The 14,577-nt window shown below is 63.5% G+C and carries 13 protein-coding genes; 4 read left to right on the top strand and 9 right to left on the bottom strand.

Annotation, left to right across the window (positions count from 1 at the left end; all coding sequences use genetic code 11):
- Positions 1-2 precede the first annotated feature (2 nt).
- Genes AC0L2J_RS18150 through AC0L2J_RS18170 form a run of 5 tightly spaced genes read right to left on the bottom strand, consistent with a single transcriptional unit; the run spans position 3 to position 6,670 of the window.
- Positions 3-533, bottom strand: coding sequence for a gluconokinase (locus tag AC0L2J_RS18150; RefSeq protein WP_473392696.1), 531 nt, complete (start codon positions 531-533; stop codon positions 3-5).
- Entirely contained in the window at positions 520-1,269 is a 750-nt protein-coding gene (pgl, locus tag AC0L2J_RS18155) for a 6-phosphogluconolactonase (protein WP_473392700.1), read from the bottom strand. Before pgl ends, AC0L2J_RS18150 begins: the two co-directional genes overlap by 14 nt.
- Positions 1,269-2,780, bottom strand: a complete 1,512-nt coding sequence (zwf, locus tag AC0L2J_RS18160; protein WP_007613799.1) for a glucose-6-phosphate dehydrogenase — start codon at positions 2,778-2,780, stop codon at positions 1,269-1,271. The genes pgl and zwf overlap by 1 nt, the downstream gene beginning before the upstream one ends.
- 28 nt (positions 2,781-2,808) lie before the next feature.
- Positions 2,809-3,807 carry a phosphogluconate dehydrogenase (NAD(+)-dependent, decarboxylating) gene (gnd, locus tag AC0L2J_RS18165; protein ID WP_473392704.1) on the bottom strand — a complete coding sequence of 333 codons (999 nt, stop codon included), beginning with the start codon at positions 3,805-3,807 and terminating at the stop codon, positions 2,809-2,811.
- Positions 3,808-3,820: 13 nt separating this feature from the next.
- A complete protein-coding gene (locus tag AC0L2J_RS18170) occupies positions 3,821-6,670 on the bottom strand; it encodes a bifunctional transaldolase/phosoglucose isomerase (protein WP_473392709.1) in 2,850 nt (949 codons plus the stop codon).
- Between the two features lie 328 nt (positions 6,671-6,998).
- On the opposite strand from AC0L2J_RS18170, the gene AC0L2J_RS18175 reads away from it, so the two are divergent.
- The 4 genes from AC0L2J_RS18175 (at position 6,999) to AC0L2J_RS18190 (ending at position 12,700) form a co-directional block, all read left to right on the top strand.
- Positions 6,999-7,628, top strand: coding sequence for a hypothetical protein (locus AC0L2J_RS18175; protein ID WP_473392711.1), 630 nt, complete (start codon positions 6,999-7,001; stop codon positions 7,626-7,628).
- Between the two features lie 299 nt (positions 7,629-7,927).
- A complete protein-coding gene (locus tag AC0L2J_RS18180) occupies positions 7,928-9,871 on the top strand; it encodes a PrkA family serine protein kinase (RefSeq protein ID WP_007595704.1) in 1,944 nt (647 codons plus the stop codon).
- 19 nt (positions 9,872-9,890) lie between these two features.
- The gene (locus AC0L2J_RS18185) at positions 9,891-11,168 is read left to right on the top strand and encodes a YeaH/YhbH family protein (RefSeq protein WP_179950138.1); all 1,278 of its coding nucleotides are present in this window, start codon (positions 9,891-9,893) and stop codon (positions 11,166-11,168) included.
- Positions 11,165-12,700, top strand: a complete 1,536-nt coding sequence (locus AC0L2J_RS18190) for a SpoVR family protein (RefSeq protein WP_007613791.1) — start codon at positions 11,165-11,167, stop codon at positions 12,698-12,700. The genes AC0L2J_RS18185 and AC0L2J_RS18190 overlap by 4 nt, the downstream gene beginning before the upstream one ends.
- A gap of 231 nt (positions 12,701-12,931) precedes the next feature.
- Here AC0L2J_RS18190 and AC0L2J_RS18195 read toward each other — a convergent pair whose 3' ends face one another.
- The 4 genes from AC0L2J_RS18195 to AC0L2J_RS18210 are packed head-to-tail and all read right to left on the bottom strand — an operon-like array spanning position 12,932 to position 14,395.
- Positions 12,932-13,378 (bottom strand): DUF1801 domain-containing protein, encoded by a 447-nt coding sequence (locus AC0L2J_RS18195; protein ID WP_473392715.1) that lies wholly within the window; start codon positions 13,376-13,378, stop codon positions 12,932-12,934.
- 2 nt (positions 13,379-13,380) lie between these two features.
- A complete protein-coding gene (locus AC0L2J_RS18200) occupies positions 13,381-13,599 on the bottom strand; it encodes a hypothetical protein (RefSeq protein ID WP_473392719.1) in 219 nt (72 codons plus the stop codon).
- 41 nt (positions 13,600-13,640) lie between these two features.
- Positions 13,641-14,072 (bottom strand): SRPBCC family protein, encoded by a 432-nt coding sequence (locus AC0L2J_RS18205; protein ID WP_473392723.1) that lies wholly within the window; start codon positions 14,070-14,072, stop codon positions 13,641-13,643.
- Entirely contained in the window at positions 14,069-14,395 is a 327-nt protein-coding gene (locus tag AC0L2J_RS18210) for an ArsR/SmtB family transcription factor (protein WP_473279338.1), read from the bottom strand. Before AC0L2J_RS18210 ends, AC0L2J_RS18205 begins: the two co-directional genes overlap by 4 nt.
- Positions 14,396-14,577: the final 182 nt, after the last annotated feature.

Raw genomic sequence — 14,577 nt, forward strand, 5'->3', positions numbered from 1 at the left:
CCTCAGCGTTTCGCGCCGCCCAGTTTCAACTGCCGCACCGCGCCGTCCACGATCGCTTCCACGGACTCGTCGATCGAGACGGTGATCACGTGCTCGCCGGCCTCCGGCGGCTGCAGCGTGTTGAACTGGCTCGTCAGCAGGCCGGGCGGCATGAAGTGACCCTTGCGTTGCGCGAGGCGAGCGGCGATCAGCTCCTTCGTGCCCCTCAGGAAGACGAAGCGAACGTCGTTGCGTCCGCGCAGGAGCACGTCCCGATAAGTATGCTTCAGCGCCGAGCAGGCGATGATGATTTGCCCGCCGCTGTCACAGACCCGCGCGATCTCGTCGGCGATGGCGTTGAGCCAGGGCCAGCGATCCTCGTCGGTGAGGGGATGGCCGGCCCGCATCTTCTCGACATTGCTGGCGGGATGAAAGCTGTCGCCGTCTTCGAAACGCCAGCCGAGGCGCTCGCCGAGCGCTTTTGCAACCGTGCTCTTGCCCGAGCCCGACACGCCCATCACGATCAATGCACAAGGTGCTTCAACGCCCGCCACGAATTCCCTCCGGAAGCGCGGCCTGGTCGACCAGCCAGACGGTCTCGCCATTCGAGCGCGCGCGTACAGCCGGAAGAGTCTCGCCATTGAGCAGGCGCGTCAAGATCGGCTGCTTGTCATGCCCCGCTATCTCGAACAGCATTTCGCGGCAGGACGCCAGCGCGGGCAGGGTGAGCGAGACCCGCGGCACGAAGGGGGCAACATTGGCCTCGGGGACGCCGACCACCCAGCGTCGCGTCTCCTCGATCGCGGGGTAGCCCGGGAAGAGCGAAGCCGTGTGGCCGTCCGGCCCCGCGCCCATCAAAACCATGTCGAACAGCGGCCGTGCCGGGTCCAGGCTTTCCGCGCCGTAGAAAGACTGCAGCTCGCGGGCATAAGCCTCGGCGCTCTGATCCGGGTCGTCAACCGTCGTCGGGATCGGGTGAACATGGCCGGAGGGCGCGTTGCGATCGAGAAAGGTCGCGCGCGCGACCGCCATGTTGTTGAGGGGATCGCTTTCGGGCACGAAGCGCTCGTCACCGATGAACCAGTGCACGCGCTCCCACGGGATTTGTTCGCGCCAGGCGTCGCGGCCCAGCAGCTGGTAGAGCCTCTTCGGGCTGGAGCCGCCGGTCAGGCAGATCGCGATCCGCCCGGGATTGGCCGCGATTCGCGCCATCACCCGTTCGGCCGCAGCCCGCGCCAGAGCCTCGGCGTCGGCCGCGACGATCAGCTTCGGCTGTCCCGCCGCTGCCATCACGAGAACTTGCGCCAGCTTCGGCCGTCGCGGCGGAGCAATTCATCGGCACAGGCGGGGCCGTCGCTGCCGGCTCGATAGGTCTCGATGCCGTTGCTGCCCGCGTTCTTCCAGGCGTCCAGGAACGGCTGCACCGCCTCCCATCCGGCTTCGATGCCGTCGGCGCGCTGGAACAGGATGTTGTCGCCGATCATGCAGTCGTAGATCAGCGTCTCGTAGCCGGTCGAGGGATCGGCCCGGAAATAGTCGCCATAGCGAAACTTCATCTCGACGCCGTCGATGGTGACGCTCGGCCCAGGGATCTTGGCGTTGAACTGGAGCTCGATGGTCTCCGTCGGTGCGATGCCGATCGTGAGGAAGTTCTGGGAGAGGCGATCGACAGCGGTGCCTGAGAACATCGACAGCGGCGCCTGCTTGAACTTGATCGCGACCTCGGTGCGCTTGTGGCCGAGCGCCTTGCCCGTGCGCAAATAGAACGGCACGCCGGCCCAGCGCCAATTGTCGATCATCAGTTTCAGCGCGACATAGGTCTCGGTGGTGCTGCCGGGCTTGACGTCCTCGGTCTTGCGATAGTCCGGGATCTCATCGTCGCCGATGCGCCCCGACAGATATTGGGCGCGCACCGAGCTCTTCAGCGCTTCCTCTTCGCTCGGGCGCTGAATCGAGGTCAAAATCTCGGCCTTCTCGGAGCGCACGGAATGGGCGTCGAAACGCGCCGGCGGCTCCATCGCGACCAGCGACATCAGCTGAAACAGATGGTTCGGCACCATGTCGCGCAGCGCGCCGGTGGCATCGTAGAAGCCGCCGCGATGGCCGACGCCGAGCTTCTCCTCCACCGTGATCTGGATGTGGTCGATATGGTTGCGATTCCAGATCGGCTCGAACATGCCGTTGGCAAAGCGCAGCACCAGGATGTTCTGCACCGTCTCCTTGCCGAGATAGTGATCGATCCGGTAGATCTGGTGCTCGTCCATGATCTTCAGCAGTTCGCCATTCAGCGCGCGCGCCGAGGCGAGGTCGGTGCCGAACGGCTTTTCGATCACCAGTCGCCGCCACGCGCCGTTCTCCTTCATCATGCCGGTGCGGCCGAGCTCGCGCGCGGTCGGCGCGAACGCAGCCGGCGGGGTGGCGAGGTAGAACAGCCGGTTGCCGCCGGTGTCCTGCGCGCATTCCAGGGAATCCAGATGCTCGCGCAGGCGATCAAAGGATGGCGGATCCTTTGCGTCGGCTTCGACGAAGGTCACGCATTCCAGCAGCTTCTTGGCAATGTCGTCGTCCACCGGCCGGGTCGCGAACTGGCGCAAGCCCTTTAACAGGCTGTCGCGCAGCTCGTCGTCCGACTGGCCCCGGCGGGCGACGCCCACCACGCAGAACTTTTCCGGTAACAGATGCTCGGCCGCCAGATTGTAGAGCGATGGCATCACCAGCCGATGGGTGAGGTCGCCGGTGACACCAAAGATGACGAAGGCGCAATTTTCCGGCTTGCGCTTGGCTTGCGGGTCTTTTGTCACGAACGATTGGCCTTCGCTCTGCTCATTGCTATTTCGGCTTCGAAGCAGCCGGCTGCTTCGGCTCCTTGTGGCCGCCGAAGCCGGCTCGCATCGCTGAGAGAATTTTCTCGGCAAAGGTGTGTTCCTTGCGGGAACGGAACCGTGCGAACAGCGCCGCTGTCAGGACTTCGGCCGGCACGGCCTCGTCGATTGCGGCGTTCACGGTCCAGCGTCCTTCGCCGGAATCCTCGACGAAACCGGAATACTCCGTCAGTGTCGGGCTGTCGGCGAGTGCCGTCGAGGTGAGATCGAGCAGCCAGGACGGGATCACGCTGCCGCGGCGCCACACTTCGGCGATGTCGGCGAGATCGAAATCGTAACGATGATCCGCCGGCAAGGCCTCGATGTTGGCGTTCTTGAGGATGTCAAAACCTTCGGCATAGGCCTGCATCAAGCCGTATTCGATGCCGTTGTGGATCATCTTGACGAAATGCCCGGCGCCAACGGGGCCAGCATGGATGTAGCCCTGCTCGATGCGGGGATCGCGCCCCTCACGTCCCTCCGTGCGTGGAATGTCGCCGGTGCCGGGCGCGAGCGCGGCGAAGATCGGATCGAGCCGATCGACCACCTGTTTCTCGCCTCCGATCATCATGCAATAGCCGCGGTCGAGGCCCCAGACGCCGCCGGAGGTGCCGACGTCGACGTAGTGGATGCCGCGCTGCTTCAGCGCCTTCCCGCGGCGGACGTCGTCTTGCCAGAACGTGTTGCCGCCGTCGATGATGACGTCGCCTTCCTGCATCGCACCCGCGATCGTCTCGATCGTTTGCTCGGTAATGCGGCCAGCAGGCAGCATCACCCAGGCGGTGCGCGGCCGTTCGAGCTTGGAGATGAATTCCTCGAGCGTCGTCGAGCCTACCGCGCCGTCGGCGGCAAGGCCGGCAACGGCCTTGGCGTCCTTGTCATAGACCACGGTCGAATGTCCCTGGCGCATCAGGCGGCGAACGATGTTGCCGCCCATCCGGCCGAGGCCGATCATGCCGAGTTGCATTTGAGAAATTCCCTTAGTTCAGTGCGTCGTTCAGCGCCGCATTGAGCGCCGCGAGACCTTTCTTGAGCCCGCCCTTCAGGTGGACCCGCAGCGCGCGCCGGCCGCGCTCGGTGAGCACGTCGAAGTCGCCCCGTGCCTGCGCCGCCTTGATCACGCCGAAGCTGGCCTTCTGGCCGGGCACCGGCAGGTCCCTGGCATCGTCGGCGGTGATCTGGAGGAACACGCCGCTGTCGGGGCCGCCCTTGTAGGCCTGTCCTGTCGAGTGCAGGAAACGCGGTCCGAACTCGGCGCAGGTCGCGACATGTCGCTTCTCGCGCACTTCGAGCCGCATGGCCTGGAGCGCGTCGATCGTCGCCTTGTCGCGCGCGATGTAGCCGAGCAGGGCGACATAATCGCCATGGTTGGAGCGCGACAGATGCGCCTTCAGCCAAGAGGTGAGGTCGCCGTTGGCGCCGGCGGCGCGCAGGGCCGCGGCATTGGTCTCGTCGGTGTAGAGATCGGCCTCGGTGGTGCTGACCACCGGCCGTTCGGCCGGCAGCGCGCCGGTCTTTTCGAACGAGGCGGTGAGCTCTCGGGTCTTGATCTTGGCCGCTTCCACGTCCGGCTGGTCGAACGGGTTGATGCCGATGATGCTGCCCGCCACCGCCGTTGCCATCTCGAAGCGGAAGAACTCCTGGCCGAGATGGTCGATCGACTTCATCACGATGCGCACGACGGGATGGCCGGCCGCTTCGATCGCAGCAAGCTGCGAGTCATGGGCGGCGTCCGCTTCGCCCTCGATACGAATGTCGATGAAGAGCCGGTCATTGCCGTAGACCGCGGGCTCGCCCAGCGGCTCGCCGTCGATCGGGATCAGACCCTTGCCATCCTTGCCGGTCGATTCCGCGATGAGCTGCTCGGCCCAGGCGCCGAAATCGGCAATCTTCTTCGACGACAGGATCGTCACCTTGTCGCGGCCTTCGAGCGCTGCATGGCCCATGGCAAGGCCGAGCTGCACGCCGGGGTTCTCACTTGGCGGCACGTCCGGTCCGCAGGAGCGGGCCATCGCCAGCGCGTGCTTGATGAAGGTCTTGATATCGACGCCCGCGGTTGCCGCCGGCACCAGGCCGAACGGCGAGAGCACCGAATAGCGCCCGCCGATGGAGGGCTCGCCGTGGAAGATGCGCGCATAGTTCAGCGTCTTCGCCGCCTTCTCCAGCGACGATCCGGGATCGGTGACCGCAATGAAGCGATGGCCGGTCTTGACCTTCGACCCGACCGCCTGCGCGACGCGCTCGTGGAAATAATCCTTCATCGCATTCGGTTCGGTGGTGCCGCCGGATTTGCTGGAGACGATGAACAAGGTGTTGGCGATGTCGATCCTGGCCTCCATCGCCCGCACCTGGGCCGGATCGGTGGAATCCAGCACGTGCAGCTTCGGGAACCCGGGCTTCTTGCCGAAGGTCTCGGCCAGCACCTCCGGCCCGAGGCTCGATCCGCCCATGCCGAGCACGACGGCGTCGGAGAATTTCTGGCCCTTCACGCGACTGGCATAGTCCTCATAGTCGGCGACGTCGGCCTTGGCGGCACTGTCGAGCCAGCCGAGCCATTTGTCCTCGTCGGTGCCGGTCCAGACCGATTTGTCGCGCTGCCACAGCCGGCGGATCTTGGCCGACGCGCGCCATTCCTCGGTGCTCTTGGCCACGGCCTTGCCGAGACCGTCGCCGAGCGAGAGCAGCTGGCGGTCGATCGCGGGCCCGAGCACGGTGGCGCGCTTGTGCGCGACCGCGCCATAGAGCTTGTCGGCGGCGTCGGCAAACTGCTTGACGCCGTCCTTGACGAGCTCCTCGGTGATGGCGTCGAGCGAGACGCCGGAGCGTTCCAGTTCTTCCAGCACGCGCCTGGCGTCGTCGACATTCTCTTCCAGGCTGTCGCGCGGCGTGCCGTGGTCGCGGAACGCATCCAGCGTTGCCGGCGGCACGGTGTTGATGGTGTCGGGACCGATCAATTCCTCGACATAGAGAACGTCGCTGTAGTCCTTGTTCTTGGTGCCGGTCGAGGCCCACAGCATGCGCTGCGGTTTGGCGCCCTTGGCCGCGAGCTTGTCCCAGCGCGGACCTGAGAACAGGCGCTTGTAATCCTGGTAGGCGACCTTCGCGTTGGCGATCGCGACCTTGCCCTTCAGCGCGGCGAGCCGTTCCTTCTCGCTCGGATCGTTGGCGCGGGCGATCTTCTCGTCGAGCTGCTTGTCGACCACCGAGTCGATGCGGCTGACGAAAAAGCTCGCCACGCTCGCCACGTGCGAGGGGTCGCCGCCACCTGCGACGTATTTCTCCAGACCGGCGAGATAGGCCTCGGCGACTTGCAGATAGACGTCCCTGGAGAACAACAGCGTGATGTTGATGCTGATGCCGTCGCCGATCAGGGTCTCGATCGCCGGCAGGCCCTCCGGCGTCGCCGGCACCTTCACCATCAGGTTCTTGCGATTGACGTCCTTCCAGAGCCGCCGCGCCTCTGTGACCGTTTCACCGGTGTCCATCGCCAGATAGGGCGAGACTTCCAGGCTGACATAGCCGTCGCCACCCTTGAGGCGATCGTAGACCGGGCGCAGCACGTCGGCGGCGTTCTGGATGTCCTCGACCGCGACGGCCTCGAACAGGTCGGCGACCGACCGATCGCCGCGCTTCAACGCCTTGCCGATCGGCGCGTCGTACTCGTCCGAGCTGCCGATCGCTTTCTCGAAGATCGAGGGGTTGGAGGTGACGCCCTTGACGCCGTCGGTGTCGATCAGCCGCTTCAGGTCGCCCTTGGCGATGAAGCCACGGGCCAGGAAGTCCAGCCAGACGGCTTGTCCGTGCTTTTCCAGTTCTTTGACGGGATTCATGATGCTAATTTATCTCCAAGCCTGCGGGCGAGGGGTTTCCGCGCCGGTCCTGACGCGCTATCCTCTAGCTTACATGCTTCCTTGAGGGAACCAATCAAGGGTATGGGCGTCATATCCTCCAGTGTAACTCCGTCGCGATCATGGCGATCCGCGTAGAGGGAGCCAAGTTGCGTAAAAGGTCATTGGCCGTGAGGAATCGGCCGGGCCTCCTTGTGTAACGCCAGCTGCCTCGCCTCGCCGCTCGTGGCTGCGCGGAGTACTCATCAGCGGACTCCGGTCCGCCTGATGCATTGTGGCTCGGTCGCGAATGGCCATGCTGGGGGAAGGCATGCAAGCACATCATGACCGTCCGGCGCTCGCTGTCACGGACAGACTCCAATCGGTCACGTCGACCGGATGCGTCGATGCGTCCCACGATCTCGAAATCGGTCCATGTACGACCCGACTGCGGCTGCTGGTCGTAGCGGGCTTCGCCATGACGCTGCTCAGCGCAACGCTCGCCTTGGGCTGGTGGAACGCTCTTGGCGATTACGGCACGATGGTCGGCTATGCCGGCGTGGTGGCGTTCGCCGTGATGACCGGTCGGCTGATCTGGATGCTCCCCGCCGAGCGGGGATCGGTGGTGATCGTCACCCCCTACGGCATTCGCGACCTCCGCATCGGCAATGAATTTCTGCTGTGGGACTCGATCGCGGAGATTTCGGCTGAAGAACGCCGCGGGCGCAAGGTGATCGTGCTGACGCCGACGCCGGCCTTGCAGAGGCAGCTCTGCAGCATCCGCGGCTTGGCCCGCGGTGTGACGGACGATCGCATCGTCATCCGGTCGGACGGCCTGGCGACCGATTTTGATACACTGCTGCGCGCTTGCCGCGACTGTCAGGCCGCCGGCGGTCCGCGCACCGCATTGCAGCAGGAAGATGAACGCGGCACCCAAGGCTTCGCCGTACAAGCGTCATAAGATCGCCGTTCGCAGACGGCTATGATGCGGCGCCGGATGAACGCATCCCCGGTAATGCCCGGATGTTGCGAGCGAGTGACATTTTCTGGAAATGAGCCAATATAGACAGAGATTCGCTCAAATATCAGGCAGGTGCCTGTTCGTAACTCACCCTGTGCCTACGTTGTGCGTTGCGCCGAGAAGGCGCCCGGGTGTCGAATGATCGTCATGTGCTCACGCTGATTCGAGAGTGGCGCTAAGGAACGGTCCGGTCGCTGCTTTCGTTCAATTGTGTAGCGGAACTCACGCGGAGAGGGATCATGTACAACGATTCTCTATTCAACGCTTTCGCTAAGTCGTTCGAGGCGAGAAGCCAACACGACATGTCGATGGCGGAATATCTGGAATCGTGTCGAAGCGATCCCATGAAATATGCGAACGCGGCCGAACGACTGCTAGCAGCGATCGGTGAGCCCCAGACGATTGACACGGCCAAGGACCCACGCCTTGGCCGTATTTTTTTGAACCGCACGATCCGCACCTATCCGGCCTTCGCCGGCTTCTACGGCATGGAAGAAACCATCGAGCGCATCGTCGGTTTCTTCCGTCACGCGGCGCAGGGCCTCGAAGAGCGCAAGCAGATCCTGTATCTGCTCGGTCCGGTCGGCGGCGGCAAGTCCTCGCTCGCCGAGCGGCTCAAGTCGCTGATGGAAGTGCACCCGATCTACGTGCTCAAGGCCGGCGACGAGCTCTCGCCCGTGTTCGAAAGCCCGCTCAGCCTGTTCGATCCGGATCAGCTCGGCCCGATGCTGGAAGAGAAATACGGCATTCCGCGCCGCCGTCTCACCGGCCTGATGAGCCCGTGGTGCTACAAGCGGCTGGAAGCCTTCGGCGGCGACATTTCCCAGTTTCGGGTCGCAAAAATCCAGCCGTCGCGGCTGCGCCAGATCGGGATCGCCAAGACCGAGCCGGGTGACGAGAACAACCAGGACATCTCCTCGCTGGTCGGCAAGGTCGACATCCGCAAGCTCGAAACCTACGCGCAGAACGATCCCGACGCCTACAGCTATTCCGGCGGCCTCAACCGCGCCAACCAGGGCGTGCTCGAGTTCGTCGAGATGTTCAAGGCGCCGATCAAGATGCTGCACCCGCTGCTCACCGCGACGCAGGAAGGCAACTATATCGGCACCGAAAACATCGGCGCGATCCCGTTCACCGGCGTCATCCTCGCGCACTCCAACGAAGCGGAGTGGTCGAGCTTCAAGGCCAACAAGAACAACGAGGCCTTCATCGATCGCATCTGCGTGATCAAGGTGCCGTACTGCCTGCGGATCACGGAGGAGCAGAAGATCTACGAGAAGCTGATCCAGGGATCCGAGCTCGCGGCCGCGCCTTGCGCGCCCGCGACGCTGGAAACGCTGGCGCGGTTCTCGGTGATGTCGCGCCTGCGCAAGCACGAAAACTCCACGACCTACGCCAAGATGAGGGTCTACGACGGCGAGAGCCTGAAGGAGACCGATCCGAAGGCGCGCAGCGTCCAGGAGTATCGCGATGCCGCCGGCGTCGACGAGGGCATGGACGGTGTTTCCACCCGCTTTGCCTTCAAGATCCTGGCTGCGACCTTCAACCACGATCCGCAGGAAGTCGCCGCCGACGCCGTGCATCTGATGTACGCGCTGGAGCAATCGATCAAGCGCGAGCAGCTGCCCGAGGAAGTCGAGAAGCGCTACCTCGAATTCATCAAGGCTGACCTTGCACCGCGTTATGCCGAGTTCATCGGCAACGAGATCCAGAAGGCTTATCTCGAATCCTACTCGGATTACGGCCAGAACCTGTTCGACCGCTACGTCGACTACGCCGATGCCTGGATCGAGGACCAGGATTTCAAGGACGCCGACACCGGCCAGCTGCTGGATCGCGAACTCTTGAACCAGGAATTGACCAAGATCGAGAAGCCGGCGGGCATCGCCAACCCCAAGGATTTCCGCAACGAGGTGGTCAAATTCTCGTTACGGTCGCGCGCCCAGAACGGCGGCAAGAATCCGACCTGGATCTCCTACGAGAAGATTCGCGATGTGATCGAAAAGCGGATATTCTCCCAGGTCGAGGACCTGCTTCCGGTCATCTCCTTCGGGTCGAAGAAGGACGGCGAGACGGAGAAGAAGCACGGCGAGTTCGTCGCACGCATGGTGGAGCGCGGCTACACCGAGCGTCAGGTTCGCCGGCTCGTCGAATGGTACATGCGCGTGAAGCAGGCCGGTTGAGGCGGATGGAAAAGTGCCGATTCACATTATTGACAGGCGCCTGAACCCAGGCGGCAAGAGTCTCGAGAACCGGCAGCGGTTCTTGCGTCGGGCCAAATCCCTGGTGCAGGGCGCCGTCAAGAAGACCTCGCAGGAACGCGACATCAAGGACGTCCTGGAGGGTGGCGAGGTCACCATTCCGCTCGACGGCATGCACGAGCCGCGTTTCCGCCGCGACGGCGGAACGCGCGACATGGTGCTGCCCGGGAACAAGAAGTTCATCGAGGGCGACTATCTCCAGCGCTCCGGCCAGGGCAGCGCCAAGGATTCCGGTCCGGGCGAAGGCGACAGCGAGGACGCCTTCCGCTTCGTGCTGAGCCGCGACGAATTCGTCGATCTCTTCCTCGACGATCTCGAACTTCCCGATCTCGCCAAGCGCAAGATCGCGCAGACCGAGAGCGAGGGCATCCAGCGCGCCGGCTACACCACGTCGGGCTCGCCATCCAACATCTCGGTGAGCCGGACGGTTCGGCGCGCAATGGCGCGCCGTATCGCGCTCAAGCGTCCCAGCAAGGAGGAGATCGAGGAGCTGGAATCCGCCATCGCCGCATGCGCGGATGAGGACGAGCGTCTGGTGCTGATGGCCCAGCTCGAGAAATTGAAGGCGAAGTCCAAGCGTATTCCCTTCATCGATCCGCTCGACATCCGCTACCGGCGCTTCGAGACGGTGCCCAAGCCCGTTGCCCAGGCCGTGATGTTCTGCCTGATGGACGTGTCGGGCTCGATGTCCGAGCACATGAAGGATCTCGCCAAGCGCTTCTACATGCTGCTCTACGTATTCCTGAAGCGCCGCTATAAGCATGTCGACATCGTCTTCATCCGCCATACCGATCGCGCCGAGGAGGTGGACGAGCAGACCTTCTTCTACGGCCCGGCTTCCGGCGGCACGCTGGTCTCCAGCGCCCTGCAGGCGATGCACGAGATCGTGCGCGAACGCTTCAGCCCGTCGGACTGGAATATCTACGCTGCGCAGGCATCCGACGGCGACAATTCCTATTCCGACGGCGAGCTCGCGGGCATGCTGCTCACCGACAAGATCCTGCCGGTCTGCCAGTTCTTCGCATATCTCGAGGTCGGCGAGTCCGGCGGCAGCGCCTTCGATCTGTCCGACTCCTCGCTCTGGACCCTCTACGAGCGCCTGCGCAACAGCGGCGCACCGCTCTCGATGCGCAAGGTCAGCGAGCGCAGCGAGATTTTTCCGGTGTTTCACGATCTGTTTCAGCGCCGCGACACTGCCCAGGAGAAAGCCGCTCCATGACGGAACGCTTGTTCGAAGGCGCCGATTGGGATTTTCACACCTTGCAGCGCATCACGGATGCCTGCGAGGAGGTGGCGACGAAAGATCTCGGGCTCGACGTCTATCCGAACCAGATCGAGGTGATCACCGCCGAGCAGATGCTGGACGCCTATTCGTCCGTCGGCATGCCGCTGTTCTACAAGCACTGGTCGTTCGGAAAGCACTTCGCGTATCACGAGGCCTCATACCGCAAGGGCCTGATGGGTCTTGCCTATGAGATCGTGATCAACTCCTCGCCCTGCATCTCCTACCTGATGGAGGAGAACACGGCGACGATGCAGACCCTGGTGATCGCGCACGCCGCCTTCGGGCACAATCATTTCTTCAAGAACAACTATCTGTTCAAGCAGTGGACCGACGCCGACGGCATCCTGGACTATCTGGATTTCGCCAAGAACTACGTCATGCAATGCGAGGATCGCTACGGCCGCGTCGAGGTCGAGCGCACCCTCGATGCCGCGCATGCGCTGATGTCGCACGGGATCGACCGCTATCCCGGCAAGAAGAAGCTCGATCTCCGCGCCGAAGAGAAGCGGGCAGGGCGCCGCCGCCAGCACGAGGAGGAGGTCTTCAACGACCTCTGGCGCACCGTGCCGGCGGGAAAGAGCAAGACCCGGTCCGCGCTCAGCATCGAACGCCGCCGCAAGCTGCTCGGCCTGCCGCAGGAGAACCTGCTGTATTTCCTCGAGAAGAGCGCGCCGCGGCTGGCGCCCTGGCAGCGCGAGCTGTTGCGCATCGTCCGCCACATCGCGCAATATTTCTATCCGCAGAGCCAGACCAAGGTGATGAACGAGGGGACGGCGACCTACGTCCACTATCGCATCATGACCAAGCTGCATCAGCAGGGCCGCATCAGCGACGGCAATTTCCTCGAATTCCTGCAGTCGCACACCAACGTCGTGTTCCAGCCCGAATTCGACGACCAGCGCTTTTCCGGCTTCAACCCCTATGCGCTCGGCTTCGCCATGATGCAGGACATCGAGCGCATCGTCACCCGGCCGGAAGACGAGGACCGCGAGTGGTTCCCGGACATCGCCGGCAAGAACGACGTGATGGGCGTGCTGCGCGACGTCTGGGCCAACTACCGCGACGAGAGTTTTATCGCCCAGTTCCTGAGTCCGAAGCTGATGCGGCACCTCCGCATGTTCCACTTGCACGATGATCCCGAGGAACGCGCCGGCATCCGGGTCGACGCCATTCACGACGAGCGCGGCTTCCGCCGCGTCCGGCGCGAGTTGGCACGGCAGCACGATGTCGGCTACATCGACGCGAATATCGAGGTGGTCGACGTCGATCTCTCCGGGGACCGGCGGCTGATCCTGCATCACCATGTCATCAAGGGCGCGCAGCTCAACGAGACCGACGCCAAGCGCGTGCTCCAGCATCTGGCCGATCTCTGGACCTACGACGTCGCACTGATCGAGGTCGACGCCAACGACAAGGTGCTGCGCGAATACGTCGTGAGCCCGCGCCCGATCTCGGCGGTGGCCTGACGCGGACGTCACGCCTGGAGCTTCGATGTGGCGGACAGCTCGCCCCGCGGTCCATCCTTCGAGACGCCCGCCTTTGGCGGGCCCTCAGGATGAGGACGGAGTCTGCGGCTGCAATTTCGACAGACAGGGACGCTGCCCAGCCTCATCCTGAGGAGACCGCGGAGCGGTCGTCTCGAAGGACGAGGCGCTTGCTCTGGCCGCCGCCGAGAATTTGAATCGACTCGAGGTCCTCTAAGTCGATCGCTTCTTCGCCGGCTTCTTCTTGGCTTTCGACGCGTTCAGCTCCACCGCTGCGCGGATCAGCGCCTTCAACGCCTTCTCGTTGATCTTCTCACCTTCGCGAATATCGATCGCGCGCCGCACGTTGCCGTCGAGGCTGGAATTGAACAGGCCCGCCGGATCGTCCAGCGCCGCGCCCTTGGCAAAGGTCATCTTCACGACGGCCTTGTAGGTCTCGCCGGTGCAGATGATGCCGTCGTGCTCCCACACCGGAACGCCGCGCCATTTCCATTCCTCGACGACGTCAGGGTCGGCCTCTTTGATGAGGCCGCGGATTCGCCCGAGCATGTCGCCGCGCCAGTCGCCGAGCTCCTTGATCCTGCCGTCGATCATCCTGGATGGCGAAGCGCCATCCGTCTTCGTCGCGCTGCTGGTTTTCGCGGTCACGGCCTTCGTCATGTTCACGCCTCTTGTCGGGCGCCGCGGCCGCGGTCGAGATATGGCAGTGCGAACATGTAGAGCCCGGTCGCAAGCAACGGGATCAATGGGACGAAGGCGAGCAAACCGATCCACGTCGCCTGGACTTGCAGCGTCAGGGTGACGATGTTGGCGATGACGGCAAGCGTGAAAGCGATCGACAGCCAGCGATGGATCTGCCGAACCCACATGTTTCCGGTCAATGAAACCTCCTCTGAGATGATTGAATGAAGGCCGGCGGCCGCTAGTCTGCCCTTGCCAGCAGTTCGTCCAGCTTGGCGAGAAACTGCTTCCAGCCGGCATGCGCGCCGCCAAAAGCCTGCTTCTGCGTCGGGCTGAAGCCCGCTTGCTCGACGCGCAGATGCGTGCCTGCGCCCGTCGGCGTCAGCGTGAAGGTCACGACGCTCTTGAGGTCGAACGCCGCGTCGTCATGCGAGAAATTCCAGGTGTAGGCGAGCGTCCTCTGCGGCTCGATGGTGAGGACCTCGCAGTCCAGCACGCCGCCCCACTCGCCCCGAAGGTTGAAGCGGTGGCCGACGTTGGGCTTGAAGTCGTTCTTCATCAGCCATTCCTCGATCAGATGCGGCTGCGTCAGCGCGCGCCAGATCCGCTCTGCCGGAAAGGCAAATTCGCGCTCGATGACGACGGAACGGGTTTCGGTCGCGGATTCGTTCATTGGTCCATCCTCTTCAGGAGATCGTCGAGCGCGTCGAGCCGGTTCTGCCAGAATCCGGCCATCTGGCTGGTCCAGTCGATCAGCGGATTGAGCGCGCCGGGCTGTGCGCTGTAATGCGTCTGCCGTCCTTGATGCCGGTCGCGCACCAGGCCAGCCTGCTTCAGCGCGCCGAGATGTTTTGAGACCGCGGGCTGAGACACGCCCGACAGTGCCGTCAGAGCCCCGACCGTCTGTTCGCCCTCGCGGCACAATCGCTCGAAGATCGCCCGACGGGTGGGGTCGGCGAGCGTCCTGAACAGAAGATCGTGAGCGGTGGCGGGCATATAATCCATAACCTGTAAGTTATGGATATATTCATAACCGTGGAGTTATGGATGTGTCAAGTGGGACGCGGATTGGTGTGGGAAGTGATCCCGCAAATTCCTCTTACCTCTCCCGCTTGCGAGGGCTTTGCTTAATTGGCCGAGCGGGAGTGAGGCTCGATGTGGGGCATTTTTTTGTGCGT

The organism is Bradyrhizobium sp. MV1.5, from assembly GCF_055807615.1.

Excerpts from the sequence above, each read along its gene's own strand:
- AC0L2J_RS18175 (WP_473392711.1), top strand. The coding sequence starts at position 6,999 with ATGCAAGCACATCATGACCGTCCGGCGCTCGCTGTCACGGACAGACTC.
- AC0L2J_RS18190 (WP_007613791.1), top strand. The coding sequence starts at position 11,165 with ATGACGGAACGCTTGTTCGAAGGCGCCGATTGGGATTTTCACACCTTG.
- AC0L2J_RS18180 (WP_007595704.1), top strand. The coding sequence starts at position 7,928 with ATGTACAACGATTCTCTATTCAACGCTTTCGCTAAGTCGTTCGAGGCG.
- gnd (WP_473392704.1), bottom strand. The coding sequence starts at position 3,807 with ATGCAACTCGGCATGATCGGCCTCGGCCGGATGGGCGGCAACATCGTT.
- AC0L2J_RS18195 (WP_473392715.1), bottom strand. The coding sequence starts at position 13,378 with ATGACGAAGGCCGTGACCGCGAAAACCAGCAGCGCGACGAAGACGGAT.
- AC0L2J_RS18205 (WP_473392723.1), bottom strand. The coding sequence starts at position 14,072 with ATGAACGAATCCGCGACCGAAACCCGTTCCGTCGTCATCGAGCGCGAA.
- pgl (WP_473392700.1), bottom strand. The coding sequence starts at position 1,269 with ATGGCAGCGGCGGGACAGCCGAAGCTGATCGTCGCGGCCGACGCCGAG.
- AC0L2J_RS18170 (WP_473392709.1), bottom strand. The coding sequence starts at position 6,670 with ATGAATCCCGTCAAAGAACTGGAAAAGCACGGACAAGCCGTCTGGCTG.
- AC0L2J_RS18210 (WP_473279338.1), bottom strand. The coding sequence starts at position 14,395 with ATGCCCGCCACCGCTCACGATCTTCTGTTCAGGACGCTCGCCGACCCC.